The 15,573-nt window shown below is 39.1% G+C and carries 12 protein-coding genes; 9 read left to right on the forward strand and 3 right to left on the reverse strand.

Features of this window, described 5'->3' with window-relative positions:
- Positions 1-80: 80 nt before the first annotated feature.
- Positions 81-1,481: a L,D-transpeptidase gene (locus JZO70_RS09955; RefSeq protein ID WP_207673418.1), complete on the reverse strand. Its 1,401-nt coding sequence runs from the start codon at positions 1,479-1,481 to the stop codon at positions 81-83.
- 245 nt (positions 1,482-1,726) lie between these two features.
- Here JZO70_RS09955 and JZO70_RS09960 point away from each other — a divergent pair, with 245 nt between their 5' ends.
- Together JZO70_RS09960 and JZO70_RS09965 are read left to right on the forward strand one after the other, a co-directional pair.
- Positions 1,727-3,304, forward strand: a complete 1,578-nt coding sequence (locus JZO70_RS09960; protein WP_207673419.1) for a peptide chain release factor 3 — start codon at positions 1,727-1,729, stop codon at positions 3,302-3,304.
- 36 nt (positions 3,305-3,340) lie between these two features.
- Entirely contained in the window at positions 3,341-4,996 is a 1,656-nt protein-coding gene (locus JZO70_RS09965; protein WP_207673420.1) for a 6-pyruvoyl-tetrahydropterin synthase-related protein, read from the forward strand.
- A gap of 3 nt (positions 4,997-4,999) precedes the next feature.
- Here JZO70_RS09965 and JZO70_RS09970 read toward each other — a convergent pair whose 3' ends face one another.
- Both JZO70_RS09970 and JZO70_RS09975 read right to left on the reverse strand, forming a co-directional pair.
- The gene (locus JZO70_RS09970) at positions 5,000-5,317 is read right to left on the reverse strand and encodes a DUF1827 family protein (protein WP_207673421.1); all 318 of its coding nucleotides are present in this window, start codon (positions 5,315-5,317) and stop codon (positions 5,000-5,002) included.
- A 117-nt stretch (positions 5,318-5,434) separates the two neighbouring features.
- A complete protein-coding gene (locus JZO70_RS09975; protein WP_207673422.1) occupies positions 5,435-7,663 on the reverse strand; it encodes an ATP-dependent Clp protease ATP-binding subunit in 2,229 nt (742 codons plus the stop codon).
- A gap of 440 nt (positions 7,664-8,103) precedes the next feature.
- On the opposite strand from JZO70_RS09975, the gene JZO70_RS09980 reads away from it, so the two are divergent.
- The 7 genes from JZO70_RS09980 (at position 8,104) to JZO70_RS10010 (ending at position 15,289) form a co-directional block, all read left to right on the forward strand.
- Complete coding sequence (locus JZO70_RS09980) at positions 8,104-8,370, forward strand: phosphocarrier protein HPr (RefSeq protein ID WP_010759545.1); 267 nt, start codon at positions 8,104-8,106, stop codon at positions 8,368-8,370.
- Positions 8,370-10,097 carry a phosphoenolpyruvate--protein phosphotransferase gene (gene ptsP / locus JZO70_RS09985; RefSeq protein WP_207673423.1) on the forward strand — a complete coding sequence of 576 codons (1,728 nt, stop codon included), beginning with the start codon at positions 8,370-8,372 and terminating at the stop codon, positions 10,095-10,097. The genes JZO70_RS09980 and ptsP overlap by 1 nt, the downstream gene beginning before the upstream one ends.
- Before the next feature lie 127 nt (positions 10,098-10,224).
- Positions 10,225-11,238 (forward strand): LTA glycolipid anchor biosynthesis glycosyltransferase, IagA/BgsA family, encoded by a 1,014-nt coding sequence (locus JZO70_RS09990; RefSeq protein WP_207673424.1) that lies wholly within the window; start codon positions 10,225-10,227, stop codon positions 11,236-11,238.
- 42 nt (positions 11,239-11,280) lie between these two features.
- Positions 11,281-12,522, forward strand: coding sequence for a glycosyltransferase (locus tag JZO70_RS09995; protein ID WP_207673425.1), 1,242 nt, complete (start codon positions 11,281-11,283; stop codon positions 12,520-12,522).
- 64 nt (positions 12,523-12,586) lie between these two features.
- Complete coding sequence (locus JZO70_RS10000; RefSeq protein ID WP_207673426.1) at positions 12,587-13,474, forward strand: NAD(P)-dependent oxidoreductase; 888 nt, start codon at positions 12,587-12,589, stop codon at positions 13,472-13,474.
- Between the two features lie 80 nt (positions 13,475-13,554).
- Complete coding sequence (locus JZO70_RS10005; protein WP_207673427.1) at positions 13,555-13,785, forward strand: YkuJ family protein; 231 nt, start codon at positions 13,555-13,557, stop codon at positions 13,783-13,785.
- Between the two features lie 337 nt (positions 13,786-14,122).
- Positions 14,123-15,289, forward strand: coding sequence for an SAM-dependent methyltransferase (locus JZO70_RS10010; RefSeq protein WP_207673428.1), 1,167 nt, complete (start codon positions 14,123-14,125; stop codon positions 15,287-15,289).
- Positions 15,290-15,573 lie beyond the last annotated feature (284 nt).

The following is a 15,573-nucleotide window of genomic DNA, read 5'->3' on the forward strand; positions in this document are numbered from 1 at the left end:
ACAAAAAAAGCAAGTACATCCGTACCTGCTTTTTTGTGCTGTAACCAAACTTGAGAAAGAACCTACTCAACGCGAGTGAACTAGTCCTTTTTAATTTTTTCACCATAATCAACCGGTTTGTCGAATTCTCCAGGGGCGTCATCATAAGCGTGCCCATAAACAAAAACCGGCATACCAATATAGCTGTAGTCATAGATTTCTGCGACTTTATCTAGGGGCGTGTTAATGCAACCGTAGCTTCCCAGATTTGTTTTGAAGGCCTGATCATCTCCGAAGGCCTCTTTTTTATGTTCAGTGTCATGAATACCAATCTCAGTGATGGTTTGGCCATAGCTTAAAAATGGCATCCAGTATTTAACCGGTACACGATAACTGCCGTCCCCGTTAACGATCTCACCGCTCAAAAAAGTATCCTTTTGCTTATCCATAATGGTATGGAAACCTGGGACAGTTGCGGTCCCCTTGGTAAACTGTCCAGTGATGATATCCGTAGAAACAGCTTTTTTCCCTTGCTGGAAGCAATACATTTTCTGGTTATCCAAATCGATTTCAATATAATTTTTCTTCACATGCAGCGGCTGTTTAGCTGGATCACCTGCTAAAGGAAGTTTGATTGTAGTTTTTTTATCGTTAGGCAGCTGTTTGGCTAATACATTGACCGCTTTTTCCGTATTGATATACCAGCCGTAATTGCCAACGTTTTTGAAACGCAAATGCTCACCATGGACATTTGTAAAATCAACCGGCCGATCAACTGTAGAATATTCTCGGTTTAATTTCTGGACCAATTGCGTAATCAGTATAGGATCAAACTCGCCTGCTTCATTCACAGAAGCGAAAAGCATCTCTTTTGAAACGGGCACCTTGCGTTTTGAAATCAGCAAAGTTTTGTCTGTTTTTAGCAGCTGGTTCAATTCCTTGGTGGTTTTATCAAGATCATCACCGGTAACTTCTGGCAGCAGATAAAAGTCACTTAATTGATACGTTTCCTTTAACGTACCTTGAGCTAAATCATTATGCAGCGTTTCAGCAAGCTGTTCTCGATCAATCGTCGTTCCTAATTTTTCCGATTCAAGCAGGAATTTTTGCTTATCATGACTGATAACCGCATTTTGGCTGGCTACTTCTGTTCCGAAATCAGCAGCTTCAATTTTAGCTTGCATTTGTGCGTTAATTACGTCGGTTAATGGTAGTTGAAAAGATGATCGGTGCAAATTAGTCTTTAAGATATTTTCTGACAGCTGGTAAGGCTGCTCGATTGTTAGTGTAATAGAAGTGCCGTCTTGTTCCAGTTGAGTCGTAAGGGTGTTATAGTTGTTCGACAGTTCCTTTTGAGCCTGTTGAACCGTCATACCGCCAACTGAAAGATCATTGACCTTTGCCCAAGGGAGAAAATGACTTTTAAAATAGAGAACAAGTAAGATAGCAGCAACCAATAGCAATACAAAAACGGCGGTAATGCTTTTCTTGGATATACGCATAGACTCCTCCTTACTGATGCAATTTTTAAAAATTAAAAAGAAACAATAGCAATCTAATTTTAACATTAGAGTTTGTTTTGTAAATAGGCCCGTCAGAAAAAAACAATAAGAAAACTTTCTGAGAATCATGGTTCTCATTTCTTAATAGGTATGAAGATTCTTTGTAAAAATCGTTTTCAACTTCCCTATTTTAGGCCATCCATGCTATACTAATTGGGTTGAAATTTGTTAAAGGGAGTAAATAGATGAACAATCCAAAATTAAAAGAACAAGTCGACAGCCGTCGAACTTTTGCGATCATTTCCCATCCGGATGCGGGGAAAACGACGATTACTGAACAGCTTTTACTATTTGGCGGAGCGATTCGTCAAGCAGGAACGGTAAAAGGGAAAAAAACCGGAAACTTTGCCAAATCAGACTGGATGGATATCGAGAAGCAGCGGGGGATTTCGGTAACGAGCTCCGTTATGCAGTTCGATTATGAAGGCAAACGAGTGAATATTTTAGATACACCAGGACACGAGGATTTCTCAGAAGATACGTATCGGACATTGATGGCCGTCGATAGTGCCGTGATGGTTATTGACAGCGCCAAAGGGATCGAAGCACAAACAAAGAAACTATTCCAAGTAGTTAAGCGCCGCGGCATTCCAATTTTTACTTTCATTAATAAATTGGACCGTGATGGTCGGGAACCGTTAGATCTGTTAGAAGAATTAGAAGAGCTGCTGAATATTGAATCTTACCCAATGAATTGGCCAATTGGTATGGGAAAAGGTTTAGAAGGGCTTTACGACATTCACAATAAACGCATCGAGCTTTATCGTCCTGAACGGTATGATGGCGAACGTTTTATTTCACTAACCGATGGAGAGATCGTCGAAGATCATCCTTTGAAAGAGCAATCAATTTATGAAGATGTTTTAGGCGAAGTTGAATTAGTCCAAGAAGCTGGTGATGCCTTTGATTTAGACAAAATCGCTAAAGGGGAACAAACACCTGTATTCTTCGGATCGGCCTTAACTAACTTTGGTGTCCAAACCTTTTTAGAAACCTTTGTTAACTTGGCACCTAAACCATATGCCCATAAAACAGAACAGGGCACAGAAGTTTCACCTTATGAAGAAGAATTTTCTGGTTTTGTCTTCAAAATTCAAGCTAACATGAATCCGAACCATCGCGATAGAATTGCTTTTGTTCGTGTTTGTTCAGGTACCTTTGAACGGGGAATGGACGTTACTCTTAACCGAACAGATAAAAAGATGAAGCTCAGCAACGTTACTCAGTTTATGGCGGATGCTCGCGAAAATGTTGAAGAAGCAGTAGCCGGGGATATTATCGGTGTCTATGATACAGGAAATTATCAAATTGGCGATACCTTATTTGAAGGGAAATTGAAAGTTTCTTATGAAGAGCTGCCTTCATTTACACCAGAATTATTTATGAAAGTCACAGCTAAAAATGTTATGAAGCAAAAATCTTTCCACAAAGGAATCAACCAGCTGGTTCAAGAAGGTGCGATTCAGTTGTACAAAACGTATCTTACCGATGATTACATTATCGGTGCGGTAGGTCAGTTGCAGTTTGAAGTCTTCCAATATCGGATGCTAAATGAATACAACGCCGAAGTGGTTATGACACCAATGGGAAATAAAATTGCTCGATGGATCAAACCCGAAGACTTAGATGAGCGCATGAGCTCTAGCCGGAATATTTTGGCTAAGGATCGTTTTGATCAACCGCTGTTCTTGTTTGAAAATCAATTTGCGATGCGCTGGTTTGCGGACAAATATCCAGACGTAGAATTGAAGAGTTTGATGTAGGACAACTGTGAATACATCTGTAAAAGGAGATGCACAATGGTAAAGCAGCTCAGTAAGTATAATCATTTGCTGATTTTAATAATTTTGAGCATCTTTTATATGATGCCGATGTTTTTATATTCAGGTGTCATTCATTTCAGTATGCAAGATACTTACTTTCATTTTTCTCGGATAACAAGTATGAGCAATGTATGGACTAGTCCAGTAAACTACGCTTCGTATCATCATAACGGGTCTATGATCAATCAATTTTATCCGTGGTTGACGATTTATCCAGCGTATCTATTTACTAAAATAACTGGCAGTATGGTTTGGGGCTACAAACTCTACTGCTGGTTTATCACATTAGTTACATTGCTGATTTCTTACTATTCTATTTTCAAAATGAAGAAAAGTACCAATATTGCATTGGTATTTTCTGCCGTCTACACGTTTGCGGCGTATCGAGCTACGGATTTGTTTTATAGAGGTTCACTAGGTGAAGCAGTAGCAATGACCTTCTTTCCTTTAGTTTTAGCCGGTGCCTATGAAATTTTTGTCGGTGACGAGAAAAATTGGCGTGTTTTAGCTTTCGGAATGACTTTGGTGCTGTACACTCACTTGCTCTCGGTAGCGATGCTCTCCGTACTAATTGCGATTTTCTTGATTATTTCTATTCCGTTTTGGGACAAACGCTTGCAACGTTTAAAAGCTTTAACTAAAGCAACATTTCTTACCCTATTATTATCGTTAGCTTTTATTGTTCCGTTCTTAGAACAAATGCTTCAACTGGATTTATATACTCCAAGGGGCGTATCATTAGAAGGATTCACTTATCGCTCCTTGTTGAGCAACCTCCTTTGGAATCGACTTAATGGCTTTTCCATCGGTTTGTTCATATTCATTGCAATCTTTATGACCATAATAGGACGAAAAAAATTAAAAAAACCAGATATGGTTATCTTTATTATGGGCGTCCTTTTGTTTGTTTCTACAACTAGATTGTTACCGTGGGATAAACTTAGTGCCACCCCTTTGCTGACGATTCAATTTGTATGGCGTCTAAACGCCTTGGTCACTTTATTGCTCGCCTACAGCTTTAGTGTTTCATTTGACTCGAAAAAAGTAGTTGTTAGAATTAATCGGCAGATACTGTTGCTGCCGATTATTGCGCTGCTTCATATTATTGCGGTTTTTAATCTGTATAATTCGGAAAAGGTTTATAATTTAGTGGCCCGAAATGATGATATAAGAACTGTAATACAGGATAGTGATATGACCGCACTTGATAATTCGTTAAACAATATTGACTATGCGAACCAGCGAGTAGTAGAGAATATGGACGTGGTCGCTAATTATAAGTTTTTACTAGATGGGAAAGAGATTACCCCTCAGTTCAATTTAACTGATAGTACAATTAGAATTGAGCTAAAGGACATAAAAAATCCTGGTAACTTGATAACCCCTATCTACAGATATATCGGGCAAAACGTTTCGATCAATGACAAAGAAACGACAAGCAAATTATCTGATTCTGGCACAACAGAAATTCAAGTACCTAAAGGTGACTCTGAAATTACTATTTCATCCAGCTATACCCGGTTAGCTATCAGTGCTAGATTAGCTAGTTTGATTACTTTGTTAGTCATTGTTTTACCTAAAAAAAGAATAAAAGCTATAATAAAAAAGGTGAACCCGCGAAGCGGTGAGTAATACTCACTGCTTCGTCAGTTCAGCCTCTTTTTTTGTGATTGAAATTTCCACCAGTCCTGGTGTTTCAATCGTCGTCACATTCTCAAAATCGTAACTGTCTTCGCTTAATTTCCTTCTAAAGTATTTATGTATAAAGTCCAGCTCTTTTTGTTGTATGTTTCGTTTATCATTTTTGATTACGATCTCTGCATGCTTGTAAGCATCGGTGAATATAACGGTTGTATTGCCGATAGTGTAAACTTTGATCATGTTCGCATCTGTATTTTCCAATTGACTGTAAACTAGACGCGAATGGCTATTTGTAACGTTGACTAATTTCATAACCAAGCTCCTTCCTTGAAGATTACATTTCTATGATAATTATATAAAAAAATTCCCAAAAAATGAAGGGTAAAGCTCAAAAAAACTGAGATAGATTTTCTACCTCAGTTTTTTTGCTTACTCTTTACTGTCTTCCTTTGCTAAACGTTCTGGTTTTGAGGTTATAACGATTGTATCATCTTTGTCCAGTTTTGCTTTAAGCTCATGAATTGTTGGATGATCCAAGTAAAATTCAGCAATGCCATCTTCAATTGTTTCTTGAATGGTTCGACGAAGTGGGCGAGCACCCATTGATGGGTCGTAACCAAGATCTACCAATTTTTCTTTAACATTTGCAGGGACATCAATATGCAGTTTTTGATCTGCCAGCATGCTGTTCACGTCATCGATCATCAAGGTGACAATTTCCATCAAGCCTTCTTTAGACAATGAGCCAAACTCAACGATTCCGTCAAAACGGTTCAAGAATTCTGGTGCAAAGTAATCCTTCAATTGTCCCAAGACCGAACGAGTCGTTCCTTCGCGAGCGGCACCAAAACCAACATTGGCTTCGATTTTACCAGTTCCTGCATTACTTGTCATAATGATCAAGGTATCCTTGAAGCTGACCGTGCGTCCTTGTGCATCAGTTAGGCGACCATCATCAAGAATTTGCAAGAACATGTGCAATACATCGGGATGAGCTTTTTCAATTTCATCCAATAAAATTAAGCTGTATGGATTGCGGCGTACACGTTCAGTTAATTGACCGGCTTCTTCATAACCTACATAGCCTGGAGGAGAACCAATCAATTTAGAGACACTGTGTTTTTCCATGTATTCAGACATATCAAAGCGAATCATCGATTCTTCAGAACCAAACATTTCATAAGCCAATTGTTTAGCTAATTCAGTTTTACCCACACCAGTTGGTCCAACAAATAGGAAAGAACCAATTGGGCGTTTTTTCTTATTCAAGCCTACGCGATTCCGACGAATGGCTTTGGAAACTTTTTCTACTGCTTCATCTTGACCAATCACATGTTTCTTCAAATCATCAGCAAGATTTTTCAATTGTGTTTGTTCTTTTTCTTTTAATTCACCAACTGGAATTCCTGTACTGTTTTCAACGATGATTTCCATGTCTTTTTCAGTAATAACAGGTGTTTCTTCGTCAGTGATTTGACGTTCCTTCATTCGTTGCAATTTATTGATTTGGTCACGATAGTAAGCAGCTTTTTCAAAATCTTCTTCTTGAGAAGCTATTTTTTTCTGTTCCTCAGCTTCAGCCAATTTTTTATCGATAACCTTTGGATCAACAATTTGAATGGTCAAATTCTTTTTAGAACCTGATTCATCCAGCAAGTCGATTGCTTTGTCAGGTAAGAAACGATCTTGAATGTAGCGGTTAGAAAGTTCAGCTGCTGCCTTAATCGCTTCATCGGTGTATTTAACATGATGATAGTCTTCGTAGCGAGGCTGCAAACCTTTCAAAATTTCAATCGTTTCTTCAACACTAGGTTCTTCAACTCGAACCGGCTGCATCCGACGTTCTAACGCGGCATCCTTTTCAATGATCCGGTACTCATTTAAAGTAGTCGCACCGACCATTTGCATTTCACCACGAGCAAGTGCTGGTTTCAAAATATTACCAGCATCCATATTGCCATCGCCAGCAGAGCCAGCACCAACAATTTCGTGCACTTCATCGATAAACAAGATGATGTTTTCAGCTTGGCGGATTTCTTCAATTAGTTTTTGCATCCGTTCTTCAAATTGACCGCGGATACCCGTACCTTGAACCAAGGAAGCAACATCTAAACGAATCACTTCTTTGTCCATCAGTTTTTGCGGTACATCGCCATTGACAATTTTTTGCGCTAAACCTTCCACCACGGCTGTTTTACCAACACCAGGTTCACCGATCAGCACCGGATTGTTTTTTGTTCGACGGTTTAAAATTTCAATGACACGTTGGATTTCATCATCGCGGCCCACTACAGGGTCAATGTTTCCATCACGTGCTAGCTTCGTAATATTAATTCCAAATTCATCAAGGAGTCCACCGCCGCTATTTCCGCGTGGGGGTTGTTGGCCGTTAAAACCATTTCCACCACCAAATTGGGTAGGAGGAGTTTGGTCCGGGGCACCTTGCTGCTGCATTTGTTGTGACATGGATCTAAATAAGTCATCAAGACTTCCAAATCCAAATGGATCGTTTGCTGCCATTTGCGGAGCACCTCCAGTTGCTTGATTTTTAAGTTTTTGATAGCAACTTTGACAATAGTCCAACTGTTTTCGTTGACCATTGACATTTGCATACAAATGAATCGTTGCTTCATTCTTGTGGCAATTTTGGCAAAGCATTCTATTCACCCTTTCACCTTTTCTCTATTGTACATCTAGGAGGGGATTCTCGTAAAAAGATACGCTGGTCAAAACTCTGACTATCTTTGACCTTAATCAATATTATACTGACTTTTATCAAAAAATCAAGCGTTAGGCTCGAAAATATTAGCACTCGATCTCAGAGAGTGCTAATAAGAAAATTTTCTCATGAAATTCTATTTGAATGAAAGTGGTTGTTATGAAAAAAAGGATGAAAACTGAAAATTTCAGCGATTGTTTCGTGTAAATTGGGTATTTTAAGAAAGGGGATACATTTTATTGAAAGAATTCGTCTAAAATTGTTGTATCAATAACCAAAAAATGGTAATCTTTAGAAATGAAGGGCTTGAAGGAACAAGGTATGTTGCGAAAGCCCTAACATAAAATAATACTTTCTTATATAAAGGAGAATGGTCAATATGGAAAAAAAAGATTTTCACGTAGTAGCAGAAACAGGTATTCACGCACGTCCAGCAACATTATTAGTGCAAACTGCAAGCAAATTTAACTCTGATATCAATTTGGAGTATAAAGGAAAATCAGTAAACCTTAAATCAATTATGGGCGTTATGTCTTTAGGTGTTGGCCAAGGTTCTGACGTTACTATCTCTGCTGAAGGTGCTGACGAAAAAGAAGCAATGGAAGCAATCGTAGAAACTATGAAGAAGGAAGGACTATCTGAATAATGGTTGAAATGCTAAAAGGTATTGCCGCTAGTGACGGAGTTGCCGTTGCGAAAGCTTACTTGCTAGTTCAACCGGATTTGTCTTTTCAAAAGCAAACTATTGAAGATGCAGCTGCTGAAGAAAGCCGTCTAGACGACGCTTTAGCAGCTTCTTCTTCAGAATTGCAAAAAATTCGGGATAAAGCTGCAACAAGCTTAGGTGAAGAAGAAGCTCAAGTGTTTGATGCCCATTTAATGGTTCTTTCAGATCCAGAAATGATCGGTCAAATCAAAACACATATTCAAGATAATAAAGTAAATGCTGAATCAGCATTAAAAGAAGTTACAGACATGTATATTGGTATGTTTGAAGCAATGGACGATAATGCGTACATGCAAGAACGTGCAGCGGATATTCGTGATGTTACTAAACGTGTAATGGCACACCTATTAGGAGTGAAATTACCAAACCCTTCAATGATTGATGAAGAAGTTGTCGTAGTTGCTCATGACTTGACTCCAAGTGATACAGCTCAATTGGACAAAAACTTCGTTAAAGCCTTTGTTACTGACATTGGTGGACGTACTTCGCATTCAGCTATCATGGCACGTTCATTGGAAATCCCAGCAATCGTTGGTACAATGGAAATTACTTCAAAAGTAAAAGAAGGCGATATTTTAGCAGTTAACGGTATTGTTGGTGAAACAATCATCAATCCTACTGATGAACAAGCTGCTGAATTTGTTAAAGCAGGGGAAGCCTTCGCAGCTCAAAAAGCTGAGTGGGACAAACTAAAAGATGCTGAAACAGTAACCGCCGATGGCAAACACTTTGAATTAGCTGCTAACATTGGTACGCCAAAAGATTTAACTGGTGTTCACAACAATGGCGCTGAAGCAATTGGTTTGTATCGTACAGAATTCTTATACATGGATTCACCTGACTTCCCAACTGAAGAAGATCAGTTTAAAGCTTACAAAGCAGTTCTAGAAGGTATGGGCGAAAAACCTGTTGTTGTTCGTACAATGGACATCGGTGGGGACAAAGAGCTTCCATATTTGAAATTACCGCATGAAATGAATCCGTTCTTAGGATACCGGGCATTACGTATCAGCTTGTCTGAACTTGGTGAAGACATGTTCCGCACTCAGTTGCGTGCATTGTTGCGTGCTTCTGCTTATGGCAACTTGCGTATTATGTTCCCAATGGTAGCGACTCTTAAAGAGTTCCGTGCTGCTAAGAAAATGTACGAAGAAGAACGTGAAAAACTTGTAAATGAAGGCGTTGAAGTATCAGATACTATTCAAGTTGGTATCATGATCGAAATTCCTGCAGCAGCTGTATTAGCTGACAAATTTGCAAAAGAAGTCGACTTCTTTAGTGTAGGAACGAATGACTTGATTCAATACACTATGGCAGCTGACCGTATGAACGAACGCGTTTCTTACTTGTATCAACCTTACAACCCTTCAATCTTACGTTTAATTAAAAACGTTATTGATGCAGCGCATGCTGAAGGTAAATGGGCTGGTATGTGTGGAGAAATGGCTGGCGATCAAACAGCTGTACCTTTATTAATGGGTATGGGTCTTGATGAGTTCTCTATGAGCGCAACATCTATCCTTAAAACTCGCAGCTTGATGAAACGTCTAACTACTTCAGAAATGGCTGAATTAGCAGACAAAGCATTGAATGACTGCGACACAATGGAAGAAGTTGTTGAGTTAGTTGAGTCTTACGTAAAATAATCAATCTTGAGTCACTGTCTTTTATTAGGCAGTGGCTTTTTTTATTACTTAAATTAAGACTTTCGATTGATAGAAAAAGAATGACCCTATGGTATAATAGATTTGCTGTCGAATAGGAGGGAAACGATTGAAAATCTTATTATACTTTGAAGGACTATCTGTTATAGGCAAATCAGGAATCGGTCGTGCCTTAGCCCATCAAAAAAGAGCATTATCTTCAGTGGGAATTCAATATACGCTAGATCCCTCCAGTGAAGATTACGACATTTTACATGTAAATACATATGGACCTAATAGTGCGAGAATGGTAGCGAAAGCGAAAAGGCTCGGTAAGAAAATCATTTATCATGCTCATTCTACAGAAGAAGATTTCCGTAATTCTTTTGTTGGGTCAAATAAATTAGCTCCCATTGTAAAGAAATGGCTGGTTCATCTATATAGTCAGGCCGACTGTTTGATTACACCAACTCCTTATTCAAGAGAGTTGTTGAAAAGCTACGGACTGACTCAACCAATTGCAGCAATTTCAAATGGTATCGATTTACAGCGGTATTATCCCAATAAAGAAAAAGAAGCTGCTTTTCGCGAGTATTTTTCTTTGCCTGAAGAACAAAAGGTGATCATTAGTGTAGGTCTTTTTTTTGAGCGCAAAGGGATCATTGATTTTGTTGAGATTGCTAGACAAATGCCTGAGTACACATTTATTTGGTTCGGTGATGTACCGATGTATTCAATCCCGCGAAACATACGAAAAATTGTAAAACACGATCATCCCAAGAATGTTATTTTCCCTGGCTATATTGAAGGGGAAGTAATCGAAGGCGGCTATTCAGCTGCTGATTTGTTTTTCTTTCCGTCCTATGAAGAAACGGAAGGCATTGTGGTACTTGAGGCCTTAGCTAGTCGACAAAAAGTCCTGTTAAGAGACATTCCCGTTTATTCTGGCTGGATGAAGGATGGATGTAATTGCTATATGGGAAGATCGAATCAAGAATTTATAACGTTGATTAAACAAATGACTAGTGAACAATTGCCAGATGTTACAGAAGCCGGATTTAAGACTGCACAAGGCAAAAGTATAATGGAAATTGGACGAGAGCTGAAATCTGTTTATCAGGACATGTTGGATGAGCCTGTGTAAGCAATCAAGCAATTGATTGTCGAATAGTTTGGAGGAGTAAGTGTGCGTATTGGTTTCTTTACAGATACCTATTTTCCGCAAGTCAGCGGAGTAGCGACATCAATCAAAACGTTGAAGGATGAGTTGGAAAAAAAAGGTCATGAAGTCTATATATTCACCACGACTGACCCGGATGCTGAAGACTTTGAAAAGGATATTGTGCGAATGCCTAGCGTTCCTTTTGTTTCATTTAAGGATCGGCGAATTGTTGTGCGGGGAATGTGGTTTGCTTATCAAATTGCCAAAGAGTTAGAGCTGGAGCTAATCCACACCCATACGGAATTTGGAGCTGGGCTGTTAGGTAAAATGGTGGGCAGCCGGTTGAAAATCCCGGTCATTCATACGTATCATACGATGTATGAAGATTATCTTCATTACATCGCCAACGGAAAAGTTGTGCGGCCAACGCATGTGAAGCATTTTGTTCGGATGTTTGTCAATCGCTCGACGGGGGTAGTTTGCCCAAGTCAGCGAGTGGTTAACACCATGAAACGCTATGAAGTAGATATTCCAATGCGAATTATTCCGACAGGGATTAAGACCGAGGGTTTCGTGCGACCTGATATTACCGATCAAATGCTGCTGGATTTGCGCAGTCAACTAGGAATTACCAAAGATCATTTAATGATTTTATCATTGAGTCGAGTGGCTTACGAAAAAAACATTCAAGTGATCGTCCAACAATTTCCTAAAGTGTTGGAAAGCTTTCCTAATGCTCGTTTGGTTATTGTCGGTAAAGGCCCTCACCGGGAAGCGCTGGAGGAATTAGTTGCTGAGCTGGACTTACAAGCCTATGTTCAGTTTACTGGCGAGGTTCCACATGATCAGGTGGCGCTTTACTATCGAGCTGCTGACTATTTCGTCAGTGCCTCAACGTCAGAAACGCAGGGGTTAACCTATGCTGAAGCCTTAGCATCTGGAACACAATGTGTTGTAGAAGGCAATGACTACTTGGAGGCTCTGTTAGATGACGAGCGCTTAGGCGTAACTTTTGCGAAGGATGAAGAGTTTTCTGATGCTTTCATCAACTATGTCCATAAAGGCCTGGTGCTAGACGATACTTTGCGAGAAAGAAAGCTGATCGAAATATCTGCTGAAAAATTTGGCAATGAAATATTTGATTTTTATCAGGAGATGGTTGAGTATTATCAAGAAAATCATCAGAAAGTTCCACTGAGTCAAAAACGTCCGGTGGAGAAAGTTCGAGTAAAGATTGCGTCACTTAAAAATTCAGTCGATAAATAAGGTATAAATCCATCTCTTAAGGTATACTAGAGATGGATTTAGTCATTTTAGGAGGGATTAGAGTATGGAACTAGGCTTTATCGGTACAGGCGTGATGGGAAAAGCGATTGTTGGACATCTATTAAGTTCAGGACATGCAGTCCACGTTTACAACCGAACAAAAAGCAAGACCGATGAATTGGTAGAAAAAGGTGCTGTCTGGCAAGATTCTCCTGCAAAGGTTGCCGAAAATGCAGAAGTCACTTTTACAATGGTAGGATACCCAAATGATGTAGAAGAAATTTACTATAAAGAAAACGGCATTTTTACCGTTTCGGTTCAAGATAAAGTTTTTGTGGATTTAACGACTTCGACGCCTACTTTGGCTAAACGTATTCAACAAACGGCTGAAGAAAAAGGCGCAGATGCATTAGATGCGCCCGTATCTGGCGGGGATCTTGGAGCTAAAAATGCGACCTTAACCCTTATGGTGGGCGGCAATAAGTCCACCTACGAAAAAGTTGTTCCTTTATTTGGAATTATGGGTAAAACTTTTTCACTCCATGGTGAAGCCGGAAGTGGTCAGCATACGAAAATGGCTAATCAGATTATGGTTGCTGGTACAATGATCGGAATGAGTGAAATGCTAGCCTACGCACAAAAAGCAGGATTAGATCTCCAGCAAGTCCTCAAGACGCTAGGTGGCGGTGCAGCTGAAAATTGGTCAATGATGAACTATGTTCCAAGGATACTAAACGAAGACTATTCACCAGGCTTTTTTGTCAAGCATTTCATCAAGGACTTGAAAATAGTCTTAGATGAAGCCAAAAAGATGGATTTAGAGCTTCCCGGAACTAAGTTGGCAGAGCAGTTGTACCAGCAGCTTGCTAAGGCCGGTTATGAGAATGACGGCACTCAAGCCTTGATTAAATTGTGGTGGCCTGAGGGTAAAGCAGACTTTGACAAAAATTAATAATTATTTTGGTAAAAACAATGCAAGATAGAGTCTGATTTGATACAATAATACAGAATGATTGGAAGGGAGGCACCTAGATGAAACACTCGCAATTAGTTGCCATTATTAAACGCTTGGAAGCTATGACAGAATCAACCGATAACGAAGTTCAAGTTCGCCGTTTTGAAAAAGATGGAGTCGAAAAATGCACGGTAACTTACGATAGCACAACCGAAACATTCGAATTAACCGAAAGCGACACCAAACAAACATATCAATTCGATAATATCGACATCGTAGCAATGGAAATTTATGACTTGATTCAATAAAACGGGGAAACCCGTTTTTTTGATTAGATAAACAGCCAACAAATTATGTACTCAACTAAGCTTTATAAGCAAGTCTATTCACTATCCGAATAGACTCGTTTATAAGGCTTTTTTTGAAGGAAACGGATGTTTTTCTCAATGGGCAAGCCGTTATGGCAAGCTAGTTCTTTCGAAAAAGATGAAACTTTAGAGTCACATTATCTAAAATCCAGTCTTACTATTTTAAAGCAGAAAGCATCTGCAAAACTTTTCTCATTTACTCTACGTTGCATATTATTTGAACTTATTTCACTTTTGGATAATTATAGAGGATGTAACTAGAAGTGGAGGAAATAAAATGTTAGACAAAGAAGTTTACAATCAGTTATTTAAGCCATCTTTTTCTAAAAAGACCCAGGTGATTTTTTGGGATGGCAGTGTGAAAGAATACGGCGAAACTTCGGGTGAACCAGCATTTAAAATTACTTTTCATGAAAAAATTCCGGTAAAGGATTTAATGAATAATGCTTCATTAGCCCTTGGCGAGGCCTATATGGAAAAACGAATCGAAATTGAAGGAAACCTGCAAGAGCTTATTTATGATGTCTATAATCAAGCAGAAGGCTTCTTCCATAATAACAACTTCAAAAAATGGCTGCCTAAAGAAAAGCATACGAAAAAGCAATCGCAAACGGATATTCACAGTCACTACGATCTAGGAAACGATTTTTACGAGCTATGGTTAGATCCAACGCTTACGTACTCTTGTGCTTATTTTGCTACACCAGAAGATACGTTAGAACAGGCTCAAATCAATAAGGTCCACCATATTTTGGATAAATTATTTATTCAACCAGGAGAAACACTGTTGGATATTGGCTGTGGCTGGGGTACGTTAATCTTGATTGCTGCTAAAGAGTATGGTGTTAAGGCCAGCGGAATCACCTTAAGTGAAGAGCAATACCATCATATTCAAGCAGTTATTAAAAAGGAAAACCTGGAAGATCAGGTGTCAGTTCGCTTAATGGACTATCGTGACCTAAAAGGTGAAGCTTATGACCACATTACTAGTGTGGGGATGTTTGAACACGTGGGTGCCGAGAATCTGCAAGAATACTTTAATGTAGTAGAAAAAAATCTAGCTGCTAACGGAACTGCCTTAATCCATGGGATCAGTCGTCAGCAAGGCGGGGCTAAAAATGGTTGGATCAACAAGTACATTTTTCCAGGCGGCTATGTTCCTGGCGTGACTGAGCTTGTCGGTCACATGACGGAAAATGATTTGCAGCTAATTGATTTAGAAAGCTTACGTCGCGATTATCAGCTTACTTTAGAGCATTGGACCAAAAACTTCCATGATGTTAAAGAGCAAGTATTAGCGCAAAAGGATGAAGCCTTCTATCGAATGTGGGATTTGTATTTACAAGCCTGTGCAGCTTCGTTCCAAGCCAGCAACATTGATGTCATTCAATACCTATTGGTTCATCCTAACAACAATAATATCCCAATGCACCGCAAAGGATAGCTTCGTGAGTAATCAGCTAACGCTGGTTGCTCTTTTTTTGTTGTTCTTGTTAAGAAAATCTTATAAAATGGGAAACAGGCGTTTTTGATTGAAGTGAAATACAGGAAATTCCCTTAGCAAAGCAAATAAACTTTGATTGCCAAAGTATTTTGGTTCTTAGTTTGATTAGGTCTTTGCTAGGACTGAAGATCAATTTTCTGTAAAAGACTAAAATCATCTTGCAATGAAAATAAAAATAAGATATAGTTTGATCATCAAATGATTTGAATGTCAAACTAATTGGG

Origin of the sequence: Candidatus Enterococcus moelleringii (assembly GCF_017377575.1) — a bacterium.
Lineage (GTDB): Bacteria > Bacillota > Bacilli > Lactobacillales > Enterococcaceae > Enterococcus_A > Enterococcus_A moelleringii.

What these genes read in the sequence shown, in the direction of transcription:
- JZO70_RS09955 (WP_207673418.1), bottom strand. Translation starts at nt 1,481, where the DNA reads ATGCGTATATCCAAGAAAAGCATTACCGCCGTTTTTGTATTGCTATTG.
- JZO70_RS09960 (WP_207673419.1), top strand. Translation starts at nt 1,727, where the DNA reads ATGAACAATCCAAAATTAAAAGAACAAGTCGACAGCCGTCGAACTTTT.
- JZO70_RS09965 (WP_207673420.1), top strand. Translation starts at nt 3,341, where the DNA reads ATGGTAAAGCAGCTCAGTAAGTATAATCATTTGCTGATTTTAATAATT.
- JZO70_RS09970 (WP_207673421.1), bottom strand. Translation starts at nt 5,317, where the DNA reads ATGAAATTAGTCAACGTTACAAATAGCCATTCGCGTCTAGTTTACAGT.
- JZO70_RS09975 (WP_207673422.1), bottom strand. Translation starts at nt 7,663, where the DNA reads ATGCTTTGCCAAAATTGCCACAAGAATGAAGCAACGATTCATTTGTAT.
- JZO70_RS09980 (WP_010759545.1), top strand. Translation starts at nt 8,104, where the DNA reads ATGGAAAAAAAAGATTTTCACGTAGTAGCAGAAACAGGTATTCACGCA.
- ptsP (WP_207673423.1), top strand. Translation starts at nt 8,370, where the DNA reads ATGGTTGAAATGCTAAAAGGTATTGCCGCTAGTGACGGAGTTGCCGTT.
- JZO70_RS10000 (WP_207673426.1), top strand. Translation starts at nt 12,587, where the DNA reads ATGGAACTAGGCTTTATCGGTACAGGCGTGATGGGAAAAGCGATTGTT.
- JZO70_RS10005 (WP_207673427.1), top strand. Translation starts at nt 13,555, where the DNA reads ATGAAACACTCGCAATTAGTTGCCATTATTAAACGCTTGGAAGCTATG.
- JZO70_RS10010 (WP_207673428.1), top strand. Translation starts at nt 14,123, where the DNA reads ATGTTAGACAAAGAAGTTTACAATCAGTTATTTAAGCCATCTTTTTCT.